Source organism: Aerococcus sp. UMB7834, assembly GCF_030215145.1.
In the GTDB taxonomy this organism is placed as follows: Bacteria; Bacillota; Bacilli; order Lactobacillales; family Aerococcaceae; genus Aerococcus.
In genome coordinates, this window is sequence record NZ_JASOLI010000009.1 from 60,220 (window position 1) to 77,079 (window position 16,860).

Annotated in this window: 14 protein-coding genes; 11 read left to right on the forward strand and 3 right to left on the reverse strand. The window is 44.9% G+C overall.

What is annotated here, in order from left to right; all coding sequences use genetic code 11:
* Nucleotides 1–868: 868 nt before the first annotated feature.
* From QP339_RS08095 to QP339_RS08110, 4 genes are all read left to right on the forward strand, one after another.
* Nucleotides 869–2,890, forward strand: coding sequence for a DHH family phosphoesterase (locus QP339_RS08095; protein WP_284911087.1), 2,022 nt, complete (start codon nt 869–871; stop codon nt 2,888–2,890).
* A 2-nt stretch (nt 2,891–2,892) separates the two neighbouring features.
* Nucleotides 2,893–3,345, forward strand: a complete 453-nt coding sequence (gene rplI, locus QP339_RS08100) for a 50S ribosomal protein L9 (RefSeq protein WP_070616415.1) — start codon at nt 2,893–2,895, stop codon at nt 3,343–3,345.
* A 128-nt stretch (nt 3,346–3,473) separates the two neighbouring features.
* A complete protein-coding gene (gene dnaB, locus QP339_RS08105; protein WP_067973592.1) occupies nt 3,474–4,850 on the forward strand; it encodes a replicative DNA helicase in 1,377 nt (458 codons plus the stop codon).
* Nucleotides 4,851–4,925: 75 nt separating this feature from the next.
* Nucleotides 4,926–6,218 (forward strand): adenylosuccinate synthase, encoded by a 1,293-nt coding sequence (locus QP339_RS08110; RefSeq protein ID WP_284911088.1) that lies wholly within the window; start codon nt 4,926–4,928, stop codon nt 6,216–6,218.
* A 677-nt stretch (nt 6,219–6,895) separates the two neighbouring features.
* On the opposite strand, the gene QP339_RS08115 is transcribed toward QP339_RS08110, so the two are convergent.
* On the reverse strand, nt 6,896–7,501 hold the full coding sequence (locus QP339_RS08115; RefSeq protein ID WP_284911089.1) for a GNAT family N-acetyltransferase: 606 nt from the start codon (nt 7,499–7,501) through the stop codon (nt 6,896–6,898).
* Nucleotides 7,502–7,633: 132 nt separating this feature from the next.
* Here QP339_RS08115 and QP339_RS08120 point away from each other — a divergent pair, with 132 nt between their 5' ends.
* The 4 genes from QP339_RS08120 (at nt 7,634) to QP339_RS08135 (ending at nt 11,039) form a co-directional block, all read left to right on the forward strand.
* Nucleotides 7,634–8,155, forward strand: coding sequence for an FUSC family protein (locus QP339_RS08120; RefSeq protein WP_070620443.1), 522 nt, complete (start codon nt 7,634–7,636; stop codon nt 8,153–8,155).
* A 12-nt stretch (nt 8,156–8,167) separates the two neighbouring features.
* Nucleotides 8,168–9,481: a DUF1576 domain-containing protein gene (locus QP339_RS08125; RefSeq protein ID WP_284911090.1), complete on the forward strand. Its 1,314-nt coding sequence runs from the start codon at nt 8,168–8,170 to the stop codon at nt 9,479–9,481.
* A complete protein-coding gene (locus QP339_RS08130; protein ID WP_284911091.1) occupies nt 9,450–9,797 on the forward strand; it encodes a hypothetical protein in 348 nt (115 codons plus the stop codon). The genes QP339_RS08125 and QP339_RS08130 overlap by 32 nt, the downstream gene beginning before the upstream one ends.
* Nucleotides 9,798–10,022: 225 nt before the next feature.
* The gene (locus tag QP339_RS08135) at nt 10,023–11,039 is read left to right on the forward strand and encodes a PTS sugar transporter subunit IIC (protein WP_284911092.1); all 1,017 of its coding nucleotides are present in this window, start codon (nt 10,023–10,025) and stop codon (nt 11,037–11,039) included.
* Between the two features lie 104 nt (nt 11,040–11,143).
* Here the strand turns inward: QP339_RS08135 and glyA are convergent, their stop codons facing one another.
* Nucleotides 11,144–12,364 (reverse strand): serine hydroxymethyltransferase, encoded by a 1,221-nt coding sequence (gene glyA / locus QP339_RS08140; protein ID WP_284911093.1) that lies wholly within the window; start codon nt 12,362–12,364, stop codon nt 11,144–11,146.
* A gap of 248 nt (nt 12,365–12,612) precedes the next feature.
* Here glyA and QP339_RS08145 point away from each other — a divergent pair, with 248 nt between their 5' ends.
* Both QP339_RS08145 and QP339_RS08150 read left to right on the forward strand, forming a co-directional pair.
* Nucleotides 12,613–13,407 carry a threonine/serine exporter family protein gene (locus QP339_RS08145; protein WP_070620458.1) on the forward strand — a complete coding sequence of 265 codons (795 nt, stop codon included), beginning with the start codon at nt 12,613–12,615 and terminating at the stop codon, nt 13,405–13,407.
* Nucleotides 13,404–13,871: a threonine/serine exporter family protein gene (locus QP339_RS08150; protein WP_284911094.1), complete on the forward strand. Its 468-nt coding sequence runs from the start codon at nt 13,404–13,406 to the stop codon at nt 13,869–13,871. The genes QP339_RS08145 and QP339_RS08150 overlap by 4 nt, the downstream gene beginning before the upstream one ends.
* A 325-nt stretch (nt 13,872–14,196) precedes the next feature.
* Here the strand turns inward: QP339_RS08150 and QP339_RS08155 are convergent, their stop codons facing one another.
* Nucleotides 14,197–15,399 (reverse strand): amidohydrolase, encoded by a 1,203-nt coding sequence (locus QP339_RS08155; protein WP_284911095.1) that lies wholly within the window; start codon nt 15,397–15,399, stop codon nt 14,197–14,199.
* Nucleotides 15,400–15,549: 150 nt separating this feature from the next.
* Here QP339_RS08155 and QP339_RS08160 point away from each other — a divergent pair, with 150 nt between their 5' ends.
* Nucleotides 15,550–16,401, forward strand: a complete 852-nt coding sequence (locus QP339_RS08160) for an immunity protein Imm33 domain-containing protein (protein WP_284911096.1) — start codon at nt 15,550–15,552, stop codon at nt 16,399–16,401.
* The last annotated feature ends 459 nt before the right edge of the window (nt 16,402–16,860 follow it).

Sequence of the window (16,860 nt, forward strand, 5' to 3'; positions counted from 1 at the left end):
TAACTAGCTAGCATAGAACCACTTATTATTATCCGTATTTCATGACACTTTTAACATTGCTATGGACAAAACTATACGTGGTAAAAATTATGGGGAAATCTTTAGCTTGGTTGATGACTGAAGTTTAATTTGTAGTTGACTTAAAAAAATATTTCATACAGGGAGGTCTGTCTAGTTAAAGAAAGAGTTCCACTTTGATATCTAATGCTTTATTCTCTTTAGTCCTTCTTTTTTATCGTCAAGTTTTGAATGCTTGAAATGAAAATATCAAAATCGACTTTAATTCACTATGAAGCTATTGTCCATATCTTATTGCTTTTGTAATATAAATGCTTAGTTTTTCTTTTTCGTAATGATTAATATCTTTCCTATTAACTTTTTCCAGCTATGTTTCACGTGAAACATTTTAAAATTGAGTGCTGAATAAGTTGGAATCAGTATTAGTGTTTCACGTGGAACATTTATAAAAAAATAGAAATAGTAAAACTGATTTTTTTATAGCTGAGCAAAAATATTTCTTAATGATTGATAGCAAGCGAGAATTCAAGCAAAAAGAAAGTGTTTATTTAATATATAAAGATAATATTTTAAGTTTTTACTGTTTTGACTCTTATGAAGCTTAATTAATTGTTTTACCAAAAAAGTGACTTTATTTTGTTTCACGTGAAACACTTTGTTAAAATAAATCCTAAAAAAATTATAAAATTTGACTAAAAAATGTTTCACGTGTAACATTTTATATGGGGAACGTATGTTCTTTAATCCTTTTCTTTTTGCCTATTTCACGGTATAATAGAGATGATTGAAATTAATTTAAAAATAAGCTAAGTGTGTTAAAATATCCTTATATGAAATGAAGGAGTAGATCATGCAAAAAAATTACAAGCAGTCTAAGCAGCATCCTGAATTAAAAGATGGTCGCATTTCTCTTGCGATTGGGATTGCTGCACTCTTACTCTTGGCTTGTGCCATCCTAGCCTTTATCTCTAGTGTGAAATTAGGGGCTCTCATCCTCGTATTGGTTATCTTAGTAGCTTTAGTCTTGCTTTATGCTTGGAATGCCCTGGAATATGAGTTTGCTAAACAAATGGAGCGGCTCGAAAATCGTTTGCAATCGGTACAGAATGAAATTTTATTGCAGATGCCGATTGGTATTATCTTGTTTAATCCGAATGATAATTTGATCGACTGGGTGAACCCTTACTTATTAAAGTATTTTGACCGTAATGACTTGATTGGCCATGAACTTGAAGAAATCGATGCTGATTTAGCCGAAGTTTTTCATCGTTTATATGAAGAAGAAGGTCAATCCACGGATCGGATTCAGTGGCAGGATCGTTTCTTTGATGTCGGTCTCTTGCGCGATCAACGGGCCATGTACTTTATGGATGTGACCCAATATGGCGAAATCAGTCAAGCAGCCAGCAACAATCGTATGATTATTGGCCATATTTTGGTGGATAATTATGATGAAATCATGTCGGCCTTGAATGACCGCCGCAAGTCAACGATCGATAACTACATGACCAAGCAATTGTCGACTTGGGGAAGAAAGTATAATAGTTTTGTTAAAGAATTGGACGATGACCGCTTCCTTCTCATCGGGACTTACGGGGCCTTGCAAGAGATGGAAGAGGATAAATTCCAGATTATCGATACAATCCGAGAAGCCACTTCTAAGTGGAACTTCCCACTGACCTTATCGATTGGGATTTCTTACCGTGAGATGGATGATCCGCTAAGTATTAGCGAAATTGGGGACCAAGCCCAAGCCAATGTGGACCTGGCCTTGAGCCGTGGAGGTGACCAAGTTGTCATCAAAGTTAAGAACCAAAAGGCCCGTTACTATGGGGGAAAAACCAATCCAATGGTTAAGCGGACCCATGTGCGGTCGCGGCAAATAGCCAATACGATTGCCAAGATGATGCAGGAAAATCAGACTATCTTTGTTATGGGGCACGATTATCCCGATATGGATGCTATTGGTGCTTGCGTGGGAATTCGGCGTATTGCTCAGATGAATGATAGCCACTGCTATATCGTGGTGAATGAAGATCGAATCAACCAAGATATTAAGCGGGTAATTGAAGAATTGCGCCAAGATCCAGATAATGCAGAGGCTATTATTTCGCCAAGCCAGGCCGAAGAGATGGTCCAACCAGACTCTCTTGTCTTCTTGGTGGATGTTCACCGGCCTTCTATCACGGTAGCCCCTGAATTAATTGAAGCGGTTAATGGGATTGTGGTTATTGACCACCACCGGAAGGGTGAAGAAGTGGCCAGTAATATTCTCTTAGAATACATTGAGCCCTATGCTTCCTCGGCCTGCGAACTGATTACGGAATTCTTTGAATACCAAAATCCAGAAGGCAGTCCGGTTAATCGCTTGGAAGCGACGATCATGTTGGCAGGGATTACGGTTGACTCACGGAACTTCTCCTTGCGTACGGGCTCGCGGACCTTTGATGCGGCTTCTTATCTGAAGTCTAATGGGGCCGATTCCATCCTCATCCAAGAGTTCTTGAAGGAAGATCTCAATGATTATATCGACCGCAGCCAATTGATCGAGAGCGTCCAGTATGTTGAGCCCAATATGGGGATTGCCCAGGGTCCAGATGGTCAAGTCTATTCCACTGTGATTGCTGCCCAGGCAGCGGATACCCTCTTGTCCATGAATGGGATAGCCGCTTCCTTCGTTGTCTTCCAACGTAATGACGGTCGGGTCGGCATTTCGGCTCGGAGTATGGGAAATGTCAACGTGCAAACGATCATGGAAGAACTGGGAGGTGGCGGCCACTTGTCCAATGCTGCCACACAGATTTCCGATGTGACGGTGAGTGAAGCGGTCGACCAGTTGAAAGCAGTTTTAGCAAAAGATAAGGAGGAATAAGGATGAAAGTTATATTCTTACAAGATGTTAAAAAACAAGGTAAAAAAGGTGAAATTAAGGAAGTTTCTACCGGCTATGCGCAAAACTACCTGATTAAAAAAGGCCTAGCTAAAGAAGCGACCAATAGTGCCATCTCTGCCCTAAAAGGCAAACAAAAGGCAGAAGCCAAAGAAGCCGCTGAAGAAAAGGCAGAGGCTGAAAAATTAAAGGCCCTTCTAGAAGATGAGGAAACGGTTGCTGAAGTTAAGGCTAAGGGTGGCGAAGATGGCCGTCTCTTTGGTTCTGTGCCATCTAAGCAAATTGCGACAGCCTTGAAGGACCAATATGGGATTAAGATCGATAAACGGAAGATTGAATTACCCAACCCAATCCGTGCTTTTGGCTATCGGAACGTGCCTGTGAAATTACATCCGGATGTTGAAGCGACGATCCGGGTACATGTTGTTGAGGAATAGAAAATTTAAAAAAGAATGAGAATTGAATGGGCTAGGGCTTTTTTTGCCCTGGCTTATTTTCATGAGCTGAAGTTTTTAGTATAATTATTAACGCCTAAAGGACTTGATTTATGACGAAGGAGGAAATCATGGCTGATAGTGACTTAATAGAACGTATTCCTCCTCAGAATATTGAAGCTGAGCAGGCAGTATTGGGTTCAATCCTACTTGAACCGGATATTTTTACAACTGTCAATGAATTTGTCAGTGAAGAAGATTTTTATAAAAGAAGCCACCGCTTGATTTTTAGCTCTATGCAGCGACTCAATGACCGGGATGAGGCGATTGACGCCTTGACGATCCAGGAAGATTTGCAGAGCCGGGGCATGCTGGAGAATATCGGTGGGGCTGACTATATTTTTGAAATTGCTGAGAAGACACCGACGGCAGCGAATGCGGAGTACTATGCCAAGATTGTCGAAGAGAAGTCGATCCTTAGAAAGCTGATCCATGCGACCAATACGATCCAGAAGGAATCTTACGGTGAGGAACATGACTTGACGACCATCCTGGATGGGGCCGAGCGACAAATCCTAGCAGTGAGTGAAAATCGCAATCGTAATGGTTTTATCCATATCTCCCAGGTGCTCCAGGAATCGATTGGACATATTGAAGAATTGTCCAAGCAGCATGAGGCGGTCACGGGGATTGCAACGGGTTATCCTGATCTCGATAAGATGACCACGGGCTTGCACCCGGATGAGTTGATTATCCTTGCGGCCCGGCCTGGGGTAGGGAAGACGGCTTTCGTTCTGAATATAGCCCAGAACATTTCGACCAAGCAGAATGGTCGGGTGGCCATCTTCAGCCTGGAAATGGGGGCCGAATCCTTGGTTAACCGGATGCTCTGTGCGGAAGGTAGTATCGATGCTAACCGTTTGCGGACGGGGCGTTTAGAGCCGCAAGAGTGGTCTGACCTAGTCGTTGCCATGGGGGCTTTAGGGGAGTCTGAGATTTACATCGACGACACTCCAGGGATCCGGGTGACAGATATTCGGGCTAAGTCGCGCCGACTCAAGCAAGAGAAGGGAGACTTGGACCTGATTGTGATTGACTACTTGCAGTTGATCGAAGGGAGCCGGCGGAGCGAGAACCGCCAGCAGGAAGTGTCTGAGATTTCTCGGCAATTAAAGAAATTAGCTAAAGAACTGAGTGTGCCGGTCATTGCCCTGTCCCAACTTTCTCGGAGTGTGGAGCAACGGCAGGATAAGCGGCCTGTCCTCAGTGATATCCGGGAATCCGGTTCGATCGAGCAGGATGCGGATATTGTTGCCTTCCTTTACCGTGAGGATTATTATCAAAGAGAGGGCAGCGAAGAGGAAGAGAATCCGGATGCTGATAATAACATTATTGAAGTGATTATTGAGAAGAACCGGAGTGGGGCCCGCGGGACAGTGAAATTAATCTTCACTAAGGAATTCAATAAATTCTCCTCGGTAAGTTTCCGAGATGAAGCGGAGATGTAGGGGAGTAAAGACGGTTGTAGCGTCAAAAATACTATCCAATCTATGGATAAGCCAATCGAGAAAGGACTTGGAATTATGTCTGGAATTGTTGTTGTTGGAACACAGTGGGGAGACGAAGGGAAAGGGAAGATTACGGACTTCCTAGCTAAGGAGGCTAGCGCTATTGTCCGCTACCAGGGCGGAGATAATGCCGGCCATACCATCCAATTCGATGGGAAGAAATTTGCCCTCCACCTCATTCCTTCTGGTATCTTCTCGCCAGATAAGTTATCCATTATTGGCAATGGGGTTGTCGTCAATCCCCAAGCCTTAGTCAAGGAATTGAACTATCTTAAGGAGAATGGTGTAGACACGAGCGGCTTACGGATTTCCAACCGGGCCCATGTCATCCTGCCCTACCACATTGAATTAGACCGACTCCAAGAAGAAGCTAAGGGCGACCAAAAGATTGGAACGACCATTAAAGGGATCGGCCCTGCTTATACTGATAAAGCAGCTCGGATCGGGATTCGTTTCTGTGATTTACTAGAAAAGGATAGCTTTGCGGAAAAATTAAAGGCAAATCTTGCTTATCATAACCAAATCATTGAAAAGATTTACCAAGGACAAGCTTTAGATTTTGACTCTATTTTTGAAAGCTACTATGCTTATGGTCAAGAAGTTAAAGATTATGTGGCGGATTCTTCTTATTTGATTGGTCAGTTGATGGACCAAGGGCAACGGGTTCTCTTCGAAGGGGCCCAAGGTAATATGTTGGATATTGACCAAGGGACCTATCCTTTTGTGACCTCTTCAAATCCTGTAGCTGGGGGCGCCACCATTGGGACCGGGATCGGTGCAACCCAGATTGATAAGGTTGTTGGGGTCTGCAAGGCCTATACCTCACGAGTGGGGGAAGGGGCCTTCCCAACTGAGCTCTTTGATGAAGTAGGCGACCGCATCCGCGAAGTGGGTCATGAATATGGGACGACAACGGGTCGGCCACGCCGGGTAGGTTGGTTCGACGCTGTGGTGATGCGCCACTCTAAACGTATCTCTGGCTTAACCGATCTCAGCTTGAACTGTGTCGATGTCTTATCTGGTCTGGGAGAAGTGAAGATCTGCGTGGCTTACGAGAAATCAGATGGCAGTCGCATCGATTACTATCCTGCCAGCCTTAAAGAATTGGCTGATTGTACCCCTATTTATGAAACGCTGCCTGGTTGGTCAGAAGATATTACAGCTTGCAAGAGCCTTGATGACCTACCTGACAATGCCCGTCGTTATGTGGAACGCGTCAGTGAATTAGTGGGGGTTAAAATCTCTACCTTCTCTGTCGGCCCTGATCGCGAACAAACTAATATTTTGAATGATATTTGGAATAGCTAAGAAGATAAAAAGGCAGCTAAGCGAGAAAACCAATCATTTCTCGCTTAGCTGCCTTTTAGTTTAGATTGCTATCTTGCTTGGGATGAGTTTTTCATCTAAGCGAATGCCCTTGCTCACAGCTTAGGTCTTGATTTTCGGTAAAATTTTAGATAAAACTGCCTACAAACACTGTTATTGAGCGGTTTATAGCTGGTTTATTTAATTGAAAGGTATCCATTTATTCTTTTTGAAAAGTCCAAGTCTTTGGGGGCAGTATCTTCTCTGGCTTTTGGCTCCAGAGGTCTAGTTCTCCCGCTAGCCTTCGCACCCTGTCTAGTTGGGTTCGACTTGGCAGACTCGGAGTGATTTCACAAGTCAGAAACGAGCGAATACTTCGCTCTTATCCTGCCTTGCTCCAATCATCCGAGTCTAAGCGCCAAGTCTCACACCCTGTCTAGTCGGGTTCGGTCGCGCAGAAGTGGCTCCTCTTCACAAAGCGCCGCCGAAGACTTTCAGTCTTCTCTGTTGCTTTGCTCCAGAGGTCCACTTCTACCCGTGCGCCCTCACACCCTGTAGTCGGGTTCGCAGAGGCAGAAAGGAAGTGACTTCAGCAAATGGGAACGATCGGCTAAAGCCGCTCTTATCCCTTTTGCCTCCAGTCATTCCTTTCTGAACGCCTCTGCTCACACCCTGTTTTTTCACACTCTTTTTTTCATGATATAGAAGCTGTTGAAGTTGGCGGCTTTGGTGAAGGGTTGGAAGAGACGGGGGATAGTTTGGTGGTCGCTGGTTTTGAAGCCGTTTTGTTCGTAGAATTTTTTGCCGCGGGGGTTGCTGTTGACGACTTCTAGGATTACTTGTTGTTTGTGGTCGGCCTTGGCGGCTTGGCTGGCTTTTTGGAGGAGTTGGCTACCGATGCCTTGGCCCCTGGCTTGGGAGTGGACGGCGAGGAGGTCAATGTGCCAGTCTCTTGCTTGGGCTTTACTTTGGCTGTGCTTGTAGATGTGGTAGCCCAGGCTGCGGATTAGGGAGGGGAAGAAGCCGAATTCTTGGCGGAAGCTCTGCCAGGGGATGGGGAGGAAGTTGGGTTGGTCTCGGCTTTCATAGGAGAGGATGCCTTGGATCTTGCCCTGGTCGCGTACGACGATTAATTGGTCTTCATTGAAGTGTTTAGCGATCAGGCGTTTGGCTTTGGCCTTGTCGCTGGTCATAATCCAAACATAGTGGATTTTGTCTTCGAAGGCATTGACAATGATGTCGGCAACTTGTTCACGTTCACTTGGTGTTAGGGATGATTTTTCCAATGCGTCTCCTCCTATTTTCTTTTTCAAAATGCTTTTATTTAGATTTTCTTTAAATTTAGACTTGTTAATTACTAACTTGACCGCTATTATGTTACTTATAAAGTTTTTGTCAAGATGAAAGGAGCCCTTGGCATGGGACAGACAAGATTTCACTTAGGAATGCGCACTTTTAAGACAGGTCTCAGTTTCTTTTTAATCGCCTTGCTATATGATCTCTTTAGCACCCATTCCCCCCAGATTGCTGCCTTGTCTGCTGGATTTAGCCAGCGAACGGATTTCCAGTCGACCAATAAATATGGCCGCCACCGGATTTTTGGGAATTTTATTGGGGGCTTGATGGCCCTTCTCTGTGTTTCTTTGATGACCCTCTTCCCTAATTGGCAGATTTTTTCTTATCTCTTTCCTGCTTTGGGTGTTATGCTCACCATTATCTTAGGCAATGCTTTTAATTCCTCGCAAGCGATTGTAGGTTCCATTGCGATTTATACGATCGTCCTCTATTCCATTCCCGACCAGGAACGGATCCTCTATGTTTTCTGGCGCTTAGTGGATACCTTGGTGGGGGCGGCTGTTGCGCTTTTCGTCGAATGGGCCCTATCGCGAGAAAGGGTGGATGCGGTTAAAAGTTTTTTTGACAAAATAAGTAAAGCTTAAGGGGGGATCCATTTGCTAGGCACTCTACTCGAACATCTCGATGCCTATTTTTTAAAGAAGAATCTCATTTCTAGCAACTTTTTATACCTTTTGGCCCTATTTTTTATTGTTTGTGGTCTTTTAATCCAGCCCCTGCCTGAACTTTTGCAGGGCTACTGGCAGATTCTCATCGCGCCCTCGAATTTATTGACGGACTATTTTGCCGTCGGAGGCTACGGGGCGACCTTTGTTAATGCCGGGATCCTTATGTTACTGAATGCTTTTATGGTGAGCCGCCATGCCAAATGGATGACAGGACCACTTTTTGCGGCACTCTTTACTGTAACAGGTTTTGCTTTTTTTGGCAAAAATTTATTCAATACTATTCCCTTTATGATGGGGGCTTGGCTCTATACAAAGTTTTTATCTATCCCTTTTAAAAAAGTCCTGCTGACAGCCCTCTTTTCAACGGCTTTGAGTCCTGTTGTGAGTCTGGTGAGTTTCGGTCAGGGACTGCCCTTGGCTTGGGGAATTCCTCTGGGCTATGCTTTGGGTATTTTTGTTGGCTTTGTGGTGAGTCCCATTGCTTCTTCCTTCCTCCGCTTCCACCTGGGTTTTAACCTCTATAATCTAGGCTTTACTAGTGGGGTTTTGGCTATGGTGGTGGCTAGCGTCATGCGGTCCTTTAAGCTGGCTGTTGAGGTGGAGAATATTCAGGTGACGGTGAACTATGGGCCGGTCTTTGGCTTTGTTATCTTGCTCTGCCTCTTCCTAATCTTGATGGGCTGGAGTGCCAACCGCTTTTCGTTTAAGGGTTACCGAGCTTTGAACCGCGAGGCAGGAACTTCTGTCACAGACTTTGTTCTCTTACATGGATCAGCTTTGACGCTAGTGAATGTTGGCATCCTGGGACTCCTAGCGATAGCTTATCTAATAGCCTTGGGTGGTGTACTCAACGGTCCGGTTATGGGAGGGATTTTGACGGTTATGGGCTTTGCCGCCTTTGGGAAACATCCTCGCAATGTGACGCCCGTGGTCTTGGGGATCTTCTTGATGCAGCACTTTATGCTGACCCACGATCCTGATATGACCTCAGCCATTCTAGCGGCGCTATTTGGAACCACCTTAGCTCCGATTGCAGGGCATTATGGGCCCTTAGCAGGCTTCTTAGCGGGCGCCTTACATGCGACCCTGGTGAATAATGTAGGGGGCGTCCATGCCGGTTTAAATTTATACAATAATGGTTTTTCAGGTGGCTTTGTTGCTGCAACAATGGCCCCTGTCTTAGAGACAATTGCAGAATGGAGGCGAGACCGTGCCGAACGCTCAAGAATTTCGGAAAGCTAAATTAATTGCAAGTGAGATGATGGATTATTTCTTCAACTACCGGGTCAAGGACCTTAGGGTTGAGATTACCTTTGAAGCGGAAGAGGTCGTTATTCACTTGACGGCTGCCATGCCTAAAGCACCAGCTGATATCGAGGAATTGATGGACCAACTCCAGAAGCCTCGTCAATACGAGGTGGAAGAGTATTACGAAGACCTCTTAGGCATTCGCGAGGACCAAATAAATCCTGAAATTATTGCGGCAATGATTGATGAGGCAGCTTATTCTTTTGAGCCGAATTGCTTTCAATTAGAATTAATTCGTTATTTGTCCTAATAATTTCTTAATAAATAGCAAATTGAGGCTGACTTGTTAAGGTTTTTATAGACACAGAATTCTATATTTTTAAAACGCTTATAAATATGTTATACTACAATTGTAAGAGCTAATAAGCTTACTACCTTATGGGGATGAGGGAGTGGTTTAAACAGCAGATTGTTATGTAGGGGTCTTCTACAGAAAGGAGTTCCCACTAGTCTGAGAGCTCGTGGGAGTTAAATTATGGATGTACTATTAGGTTTATTTTACTTAGCTTTGATCCTATCCTTCTTTACTCTATTTAGCTTTAAAGCACCTTATGGGGCAAAAACGATGAGTGCCCTAGCCGATGCAGCAGTTGCTAGTTTCTTGGTTGAAGCTGTTTACGGTGCCCTTTTTGGAACGATTTTGGATGTCCCTTTCTTAAATGGAATTGCTGAAGCCAATGGTTCTTTAGCAGGGGTAGCAGCTGCAGGGATGGTGCTTTTACGTCTAGGAGCAAGTCCTGTGAACTCTTTACTGATTGCTTTGTCCATGATGCAATTTGGCATCTTGCCCGGTTTTATTGCTGCCTATTTAATATCCTTCCTTGTGCGGTACATTCAAGAGAAAGTCAATGGGAGCTTGGATGTTTTTGTCGTTGCGGCAACGGCTTTACCGATTGCCTACGCCATTGCTGCCTTGATCGCACCTATCATTGATAGTGCTTTAGCTCAAATAGGGACTATTATTGAAGCCGCTTCTCAATCCAGTCCACTCTTTATGGGGGCTGTTTTGGGCGCCGTCTTTACGGTAGTTTCAACGGCACCACTCAGTTCCATGGCCTTAACAGCTATGATGGGGCTGACGGGGAAAGCAATGGCAATCGCTGGCTTGGCAATCTTTTCTTCAGCAACGGCTAACTATTTACTCTTTAGTCGCTTAAAGATTGGTACGCGTGAGGAAAGTCTAAGTGTGGCCTTGGAGCCCTTAACTCAAGCCCACTTAGTAACGGCTAACCCCTTGCCAGTTTATGTGACGAGTACCCTCACTGGAGCTATTTCCGGCATGTATGTTGCGATGACCGATTTAGTCAATAACACGCCAGGAACGGCTTCCATTATTCCTGGGATTTTAGCGCCCTTAGCGGATAATCCACCGCACAAAGTTTTGATTGCTGGGGCTATCTGTTTGCTATGCGGGGTAGCTGTTGGTTTCCTTACAAGCTATATTTTCCGCAACCAGCGGGTTTACACAACGAATGATATTATTGAAGATTAAAAAGATGGAATTGTCTTGCATCTTTTGATAATAAAAAACGGCACCGAAGCAACTTCTGGTTAAGCTGCTCCGGTGCCGTTTTATTTAGTTAGATTAAGTGAACGCTATTGAAGTGGGAAGTCCTTCACTAACTCTTGAACTTCTTGTTTCACTTCTTCTTTCACCTTGTTGTCATTGATATTTTCAATGATGCGAACAATCCATTCAGCCACTTTAGCTGCTTCTTCTTCCTTGAAGCCGCGAGAAGTGATGGCAGGTGTCCCTAAACGAATACCAGATGCTTTAGTTGGGCTTAAAGTTTCGAATGGGATGGTATTCTTGTTTACAGTGATGCCAACTTCATCTAAAGCCGCTTCAACTTCTTGACCAGTTAGGTCGCGGTCGATTACCTTGAGTAAGATTAAGTGGTTGTCTGTCCCACCAGATACCATGTGGAGACCGCTCTCACTGAATACTTTTTCCATTGCTTTAGCATTCTTAACGATTTGGTTTTGATAATCTTTGAAGGAATCGTCGAGAGCTTCACCGAAAGCAACGGCCTTAGCGGCGATAACGTGCTCTAATGGGCCCCCTTGCATGCCTGGGAAGACCGCAGAGTTTAATTTCTTGAAGAGGTCTTGGTTATTGGATAAGATAACCCCGCCACGTGGGCCACGTAAGGTCTTATGGGTTGTTGAAGTGACAACATCGGCATAAGGAACTGGATTTTGGTGGAGACCAACAGCTACTAATCCCGCAATGTGGGCCATATCAACCATGAAGTAAGCATCAACAGCCTTAGCAATTTCACCAATACGTTTGAAGTCAATCTCACGGGCATAAGCAGAAGCCCCTGCTACGATTAATTTTGGTTTAACTTCTTTAGCTGTTTCTTCAAGTTTGTCGTAGTCGATCGTTTCAGTTTCTTTGTCTACGCCATAGTCAGCGAAATCATAGAGTTTACCACTTGAGTTCACTTTAGAGCCGTGTGTTAAGTGGCCACCATCTGTCAAGTTCATGCCAAGTACCTTGTCACCTGGTTGTAAAAGGGCAGAATAAACAGCCATATTGGCTTGAGCACCTGAATGGGGTTGAACGTTGGCATATTCAGCGCCAAAAAGTTCTTTCAAGCGGTCAATAGCTAGGGTTTCGATTTCGTCGACAAACTCGCACCCACCATAGTAGCGGCGGCCAGGATAGCCTTCAGCGTATTTGTTAGTGAGTACAGAACCTTGAGCTTCACGAACAGCTGGGGATACCCAGTTTTCACTCGCGATTAACTCAATCCCATTTTGCTGGCGTTCAAATTCCTTATCAATATAATCAAATACAACATCTCTTGACATATGCTATACCTCCATAATTTTTTTCTGACTTTTATCGTCAAAATTATAGTATCATTAAATTAGGGATTTCACAAGTAAAACATGTAAGCCCTTTATATATATATATTTGATAATATTTATGAAAGGTGTAATTGTAAGTGTTCTATTGGGAGTAAAATCTCATTTTTTATATTTTGTCTACAATATTAGAGGAACAATATGATAAAATAAAGAGTAATTATAATGTGATGGTGGAGGGAGTGACGGGAATGGCCGTAGATGAGAAGCAAGTACCTAAGAAATTACTCTTAGAGACGGCCCTGTTAGCTGGAAAGATTATGACGGAGAGTAACTCTGAAACCTACCGCGTGGAAGATACCATGGAGCGCATCTTAAGTTATTCGAACCTTTATTCAACCGTAGCAATATCCTATGCAACGGGGCTCTATGCGTCACTTGATGACCTGAATGAAGCGAATAATCGACTCGTGGGCATTAAGCGGATCCAAACCAGGGGGAGTGTTCTCCACAAGGTTTCGAAGGTAAATACGGTCTCTAGGCAATTATCTAATGGGGAAATTACATTGGCTGTAGCTTATCTAAAATTACTAAAGATCGATTCGGAAAGTAATCCTTACCCGATACACATGCGTTTTATTGGCGTGATTGGTTTGGGAATGTGCTTTGCTATTCTCTTTGGAGGCGGTGTCGATGAGTTTATAGTGACGACTTTTGATGCGGTCTTCTTATCAGGGCTGATGTATATGACGGCTCGTTATGAGATTTCTAGCCCGGTCGAGAATGTTTTCTGTACCATGATGATCACGCTTTTTGCCTATGCTATGCAGGCTTGGTATTTCCCTAATGTTTCTCTGGGGATTGTGATTGTTTCTACGCTGATGCCTTTGGTGCCAGGAACAGCGATTACTAATTCCTTGCGCGATATTTTCCATGAAGATTATCTAGCAGGTGGGGCCCGGGCGATGGAAGCATTCTTCCAAGCTTTAATGATTGCATTGGGTTCTTTGATCGCCCTGATTATTATAGGGAGGATTAGAGGATGATTAATTTTATCTTGCAGATTATTGCGGCGTATTTTGTTGGCTATACCTGTTCTATCTGTGTGCAAACTCCGCCACGTCAAATTTATCGGGCTTCAGTGATTGCGGCGACAGGTTGGTTGGTTTATTTAATATGTTTAGATTTTTTGACTTTAGAAGTTGGAGGCGCCACCTACATTGCGAGTCTGGCGATTGCTGGGATGTCCCAATGGTTCTCTCGGCGCTATCACCAGCCGGTTACGGTTTTCTTTATTCCAGGCTTCTATACCCTGGTGCCTGGGGGAGGGATGTATCGGACCGCCTTGTATCTCATCCAATCCGACTATTCGCGTGGCCTGAGTGAGCTAGCAACCACTATGTTTACGGCCTTAGCCATTGCCCTTGCGGTATTTACAGCGGATACGGTGATTGATATTCTACGCCGGCAACGTGAACTTGAGAAGAAAATTCGAAATTGGCGTCAGTAATACGGTAGGACATTAGCTGACTCTTGCTGCCTAGTGTTCTATGATGAGTTTTAATGCTCATAGTTGTTGTCAATAGTCAGTAATAGCAGATGATACCGATATAAAAACTCCGCCAGAGACTAGGCGTACTAGTTTCTGGCGGAGTTTGTTTTGTATTGTTGAAGGGGGTGGCGTGTTGGAAGCGTAAGCGCGCCCTCACACCCTATAGTTGGGCTCGGTTGCGCAACTTCCTTGTCAGTTCACAAATCTTCGCCGCAATCCTAAAGACTGCTCTGGTGACTTGCTCCAGTGAAAGGAAGCTAACCGCGCACCCTCACACCCTTCCTTACTCTACGCCGTTGTTTTCTACATATTCGCCGATGAAGGCTGCAACGGATTTGGCTGCAATGAGCATGGCGTCTTCGTCCATGACGAATTTTGGATGGTGGTGTGGGTAGGCTTCGCCATCTTTTGGTGCGGCGCCGACCCAGAGGTAGAGGCCTGGAACTTCTTGGAGGAAGTAGGCAATGTCATCCGATGGGGGTTGAGGTTGTTCGGTGTCCACTCCTTCTGTGAGTTGGTCGAATGGGTGGTCCTTGATGGCTTTGATAGCGAATTCTGTGACTTTTGGATCGTTGTAGGCGACTGGGTAGTCGTTTTCGTAGTGAAGGTCGTAAGTGATGCCAAAGGAGTTCTTGAGGCCTTCAAGTTTGGCTTTGACTTCATGCTCGATGATGTCACGGACTTCTTGTGACATGGCACGCACGTCCCCACCCAGTGTGACTTCGCCTTGGATGGCGTTGTTGGCACCAGCTGCGTCGAAGTTACCAATGGTGATAGAACCCACATCGAATGGGTTCAAGCGCCGACTAACCACACTTTGAATTTCTGTAACAAAGTAGGAGGCAGCGACGATGGTATCGTTGGCTTGGTGAGGGGATGAGGCATGGCCACCCTTACCGTGGATCTTCACCTTGAAGTTGGACCGGCCAGTATGGGCATTGCCCTCATGGTAGAAGACGCCCCCAGTTGGCATATTGGTCATCACGTGGAGGGCAATAATATTGTCAACCCCGTCTAAGGCGCCGTCTTCAATCATTGATTTCGCGCCACCTGGTGCGACTTCTTCTGCATTTTGGTGGATGATGACGAATTTGCCGCTAAGTTGGTCTTTCATTTCGATTAGGGTTTGAGCAAGAACCATCAGGTAGGCAGTATGGGCATCATGGCCACAAGCGTGCATGGCGCCTTCTTTTTTGGATGAGAAGTCGAGGCCGGTATCTTCTGTTATGGGCAGGGCATCGAAGTCGGCACGGAGGGCAAGGGTCTTACCTTCTTTGCCTGTATCGATAGTGACAACTAAGCCATAACCATTACCGACATTCGTCCGCACATCACAGTCAAGGTCCTTATAGAAATCGGCAATATATTGGGCCGTTTCCTTTTCTTCAAATGATACTTCTGGATTCTCATGGAAGTGACGACGAATTTCGATCATTTGATCTTCTTTCTCATCCAAACGCTTGTACAGCTCATCAACGAGACTCATAATACATTCCTCCTTATTAATATTTCTCTAACAAATTAATTATACGCTAATAATCCCAAAAAGGAAAATGAATCCCTTTTGCCTCGTCTGTTGCCCGGTAAAATTTTATGTTAAAATGATTAAAAGCCTTTCAGTGATAGGAGATTGAAGATGAAGCAATGGATTCCAAATGGTGGTCAGTGTGCCGCATCGCGTACCCTCTTGAAGAAGCAGGGAGCTTTGTTATGGGCTTGGCGCGAGGCAGGGCGTTTCGACGGGGACAGTGGTTGGCGCTTTTTGTCTGAGCGGGATAACCAAGTGAGCCTGATGGATGAGAAGAGTATGGTTTATGTGGACATCAACCGGGTGGCCCAGATCGAACCAGCTATCTCTGGCATCTACCATTATCCACAAGGGGCGGATTTTCAATTTTCAGCTTACTATGGCAAGCACTTTGTCTACAATGATACATTGGAAAAGGTCGAAATGGTCACTAGTCAGGCGGACTTGCCCTTCAAGGATCCGAGCTTTCGCCAACATTTTCCTGACTTTGTCCACGCCCATGAGCGACGGATTCGCGAGGAATTTGCCCTCTCAGAAGAAGAAATCAGCCAGCTCTCTGGCCTGCAAAAGGAAGTCGACCACCTGATTAATGTGCTCATGGGCACGCGGGCAGATACGCCCAAGAATCTAGAAATTTATATCTTAGTGGGCATTCTTTTGGGTTATTTCATGGAGAGACAGCTTGTTAGTCCCCTGCCAAGTGATAAGGTCCAACACGTTATTGCTACAGTGATTTACCGCCGCTTTGACCTGGCCATGGCTCAGATCAAAGACTACCTGCTTGCCTACCAGGAAGCAGAGAGCCAGGAAGATCGGATGTCCGAGCGGCAGATTCTTCGTTATGGGCGCTTGGTCTATGATTGGATGGCAGCTAAGGAATTGGAGAGCGCCAATAAGGAATATAATGCCCTGGTCAACCACCATTACAAGGCCCAATTAAAAAAACAGAAGCACCTTTAAAAAGGCGAGGCTTTCTCAGATTATAAGTGTGAGAAATGGCCTGGCCTTTTTGTTTTGGGGCTTTCACAATGAAAAGAATCTGGCAAGGACGGACTTTGCCTTGCCAGATTCTTGCTTAATGAGCTGTTCTGTATTAGATGGTGCTTGAAGCTTTCTATTTGTGCTCAGAGGCCCTGGATGCAAATAGCTATTTTCTAGTTGTGTTCGAAGCTGCTGCATGCAAATAGCCGCTTTCTAATTGTACTCAGAATTCCTGGATGCAGATTGTCACTTTCTATTTGCACTCAAAGTCCTTGAAGGCAAAATGGTGACTTCAATTTGCAGAGAGGCTGTCAAAAGCAAATTGGTGGCCGGCAAGTCCCTCATCCTCTCACACCCTTTCTAGTCGGGTTCGCAGAGGCAGAAAGGAAGTGACTTCAACAAATGGGAACGATCGGCTAAAGCCGCTCTTATCCCTTT

What these genes read in the sequence shown, in the direction of transcription:
- QP339_RS08135 (WP_284911092.1), top strand. Translation starts at nt 10,023, where the DNA reads ATGGATGTACTATTAGGTTTATTTTACTTAGCTTTGATCCTATCCTTC.
- QP339_RS08095 (WP_284911087.1), top strand. Translation starts at nt 869, where the DNA reads ATGCAAAAAAATTACAAGCAGTCTAAGCAGCATCCTGAATTAAAAGAT.
- QP339_RS08150 (WP_284911094.1), top strand. Translation starts at nt 13,404, where the DNA reads ATGATTAATTTTATCTTGCAGATTATTGCGGCGTATTTTGTTGGCTAT.
- rplI (WP_070616415.1), top strand. Translation starts at nt 2,893, where the DNA reads ATGAAAGTTATATTCTTACAAGATGTTAAAAAACAAGGTAAAAAAGGT.
- QP339_RS08155 (WP_284911095.1), bottom strand. Translation starts at nt 15,399, where the DNA reads ATGAGTCTCGTTGATGAGCTGTACAAGCGTTTGGATGAGAAAGAAGAT.
- QP339_RS08110 (WP_284911088.1), top strand. Translation starts at nt 4,926, where the DNA reads ATGTCTGGAATTGTTGTTGTTGGAACACAGTGGGGAGACGAAGGGAAA.
- QP339_RS08160 (WP_284911096.1), top strand. Translation starts at nt 15,550, where the DNA reads ATGAAGCAATGGATTCCAAATGGTGGTCAGTGTGCCGCATCGCGTACC.
- dnaB (WP_067973592.1), top strand. Translation starts at nt 3,474, where the DNA reads ATGGCTGATAGTGACTTAATAGAACGTATTCCTCCTCAGAATATTGAA.
- glyA (WP_284911093.1), bottom strand. Translation starts at nt 12,364, where the DNA reads ATGTCAAGAGATGTTGTATTTGATTATATTGATAAGGAATTTGAACGC.
- QP339_RS08145 (WP_070620458.1), top strand. Translation starts at nt 12,613, where the DNA reads ATGGCCGTAGATGAGAAGCAAGTACCTAAGAAATTACTCTTAGAGACG.
- QP339_RS08120 (WP_070620443.1), top strand. Translation starts at nt 7,634, where the DNA reads ATGGGACAGACAAGATTTCACTTAGGAATGCGCACTTTTAAGACAGGT.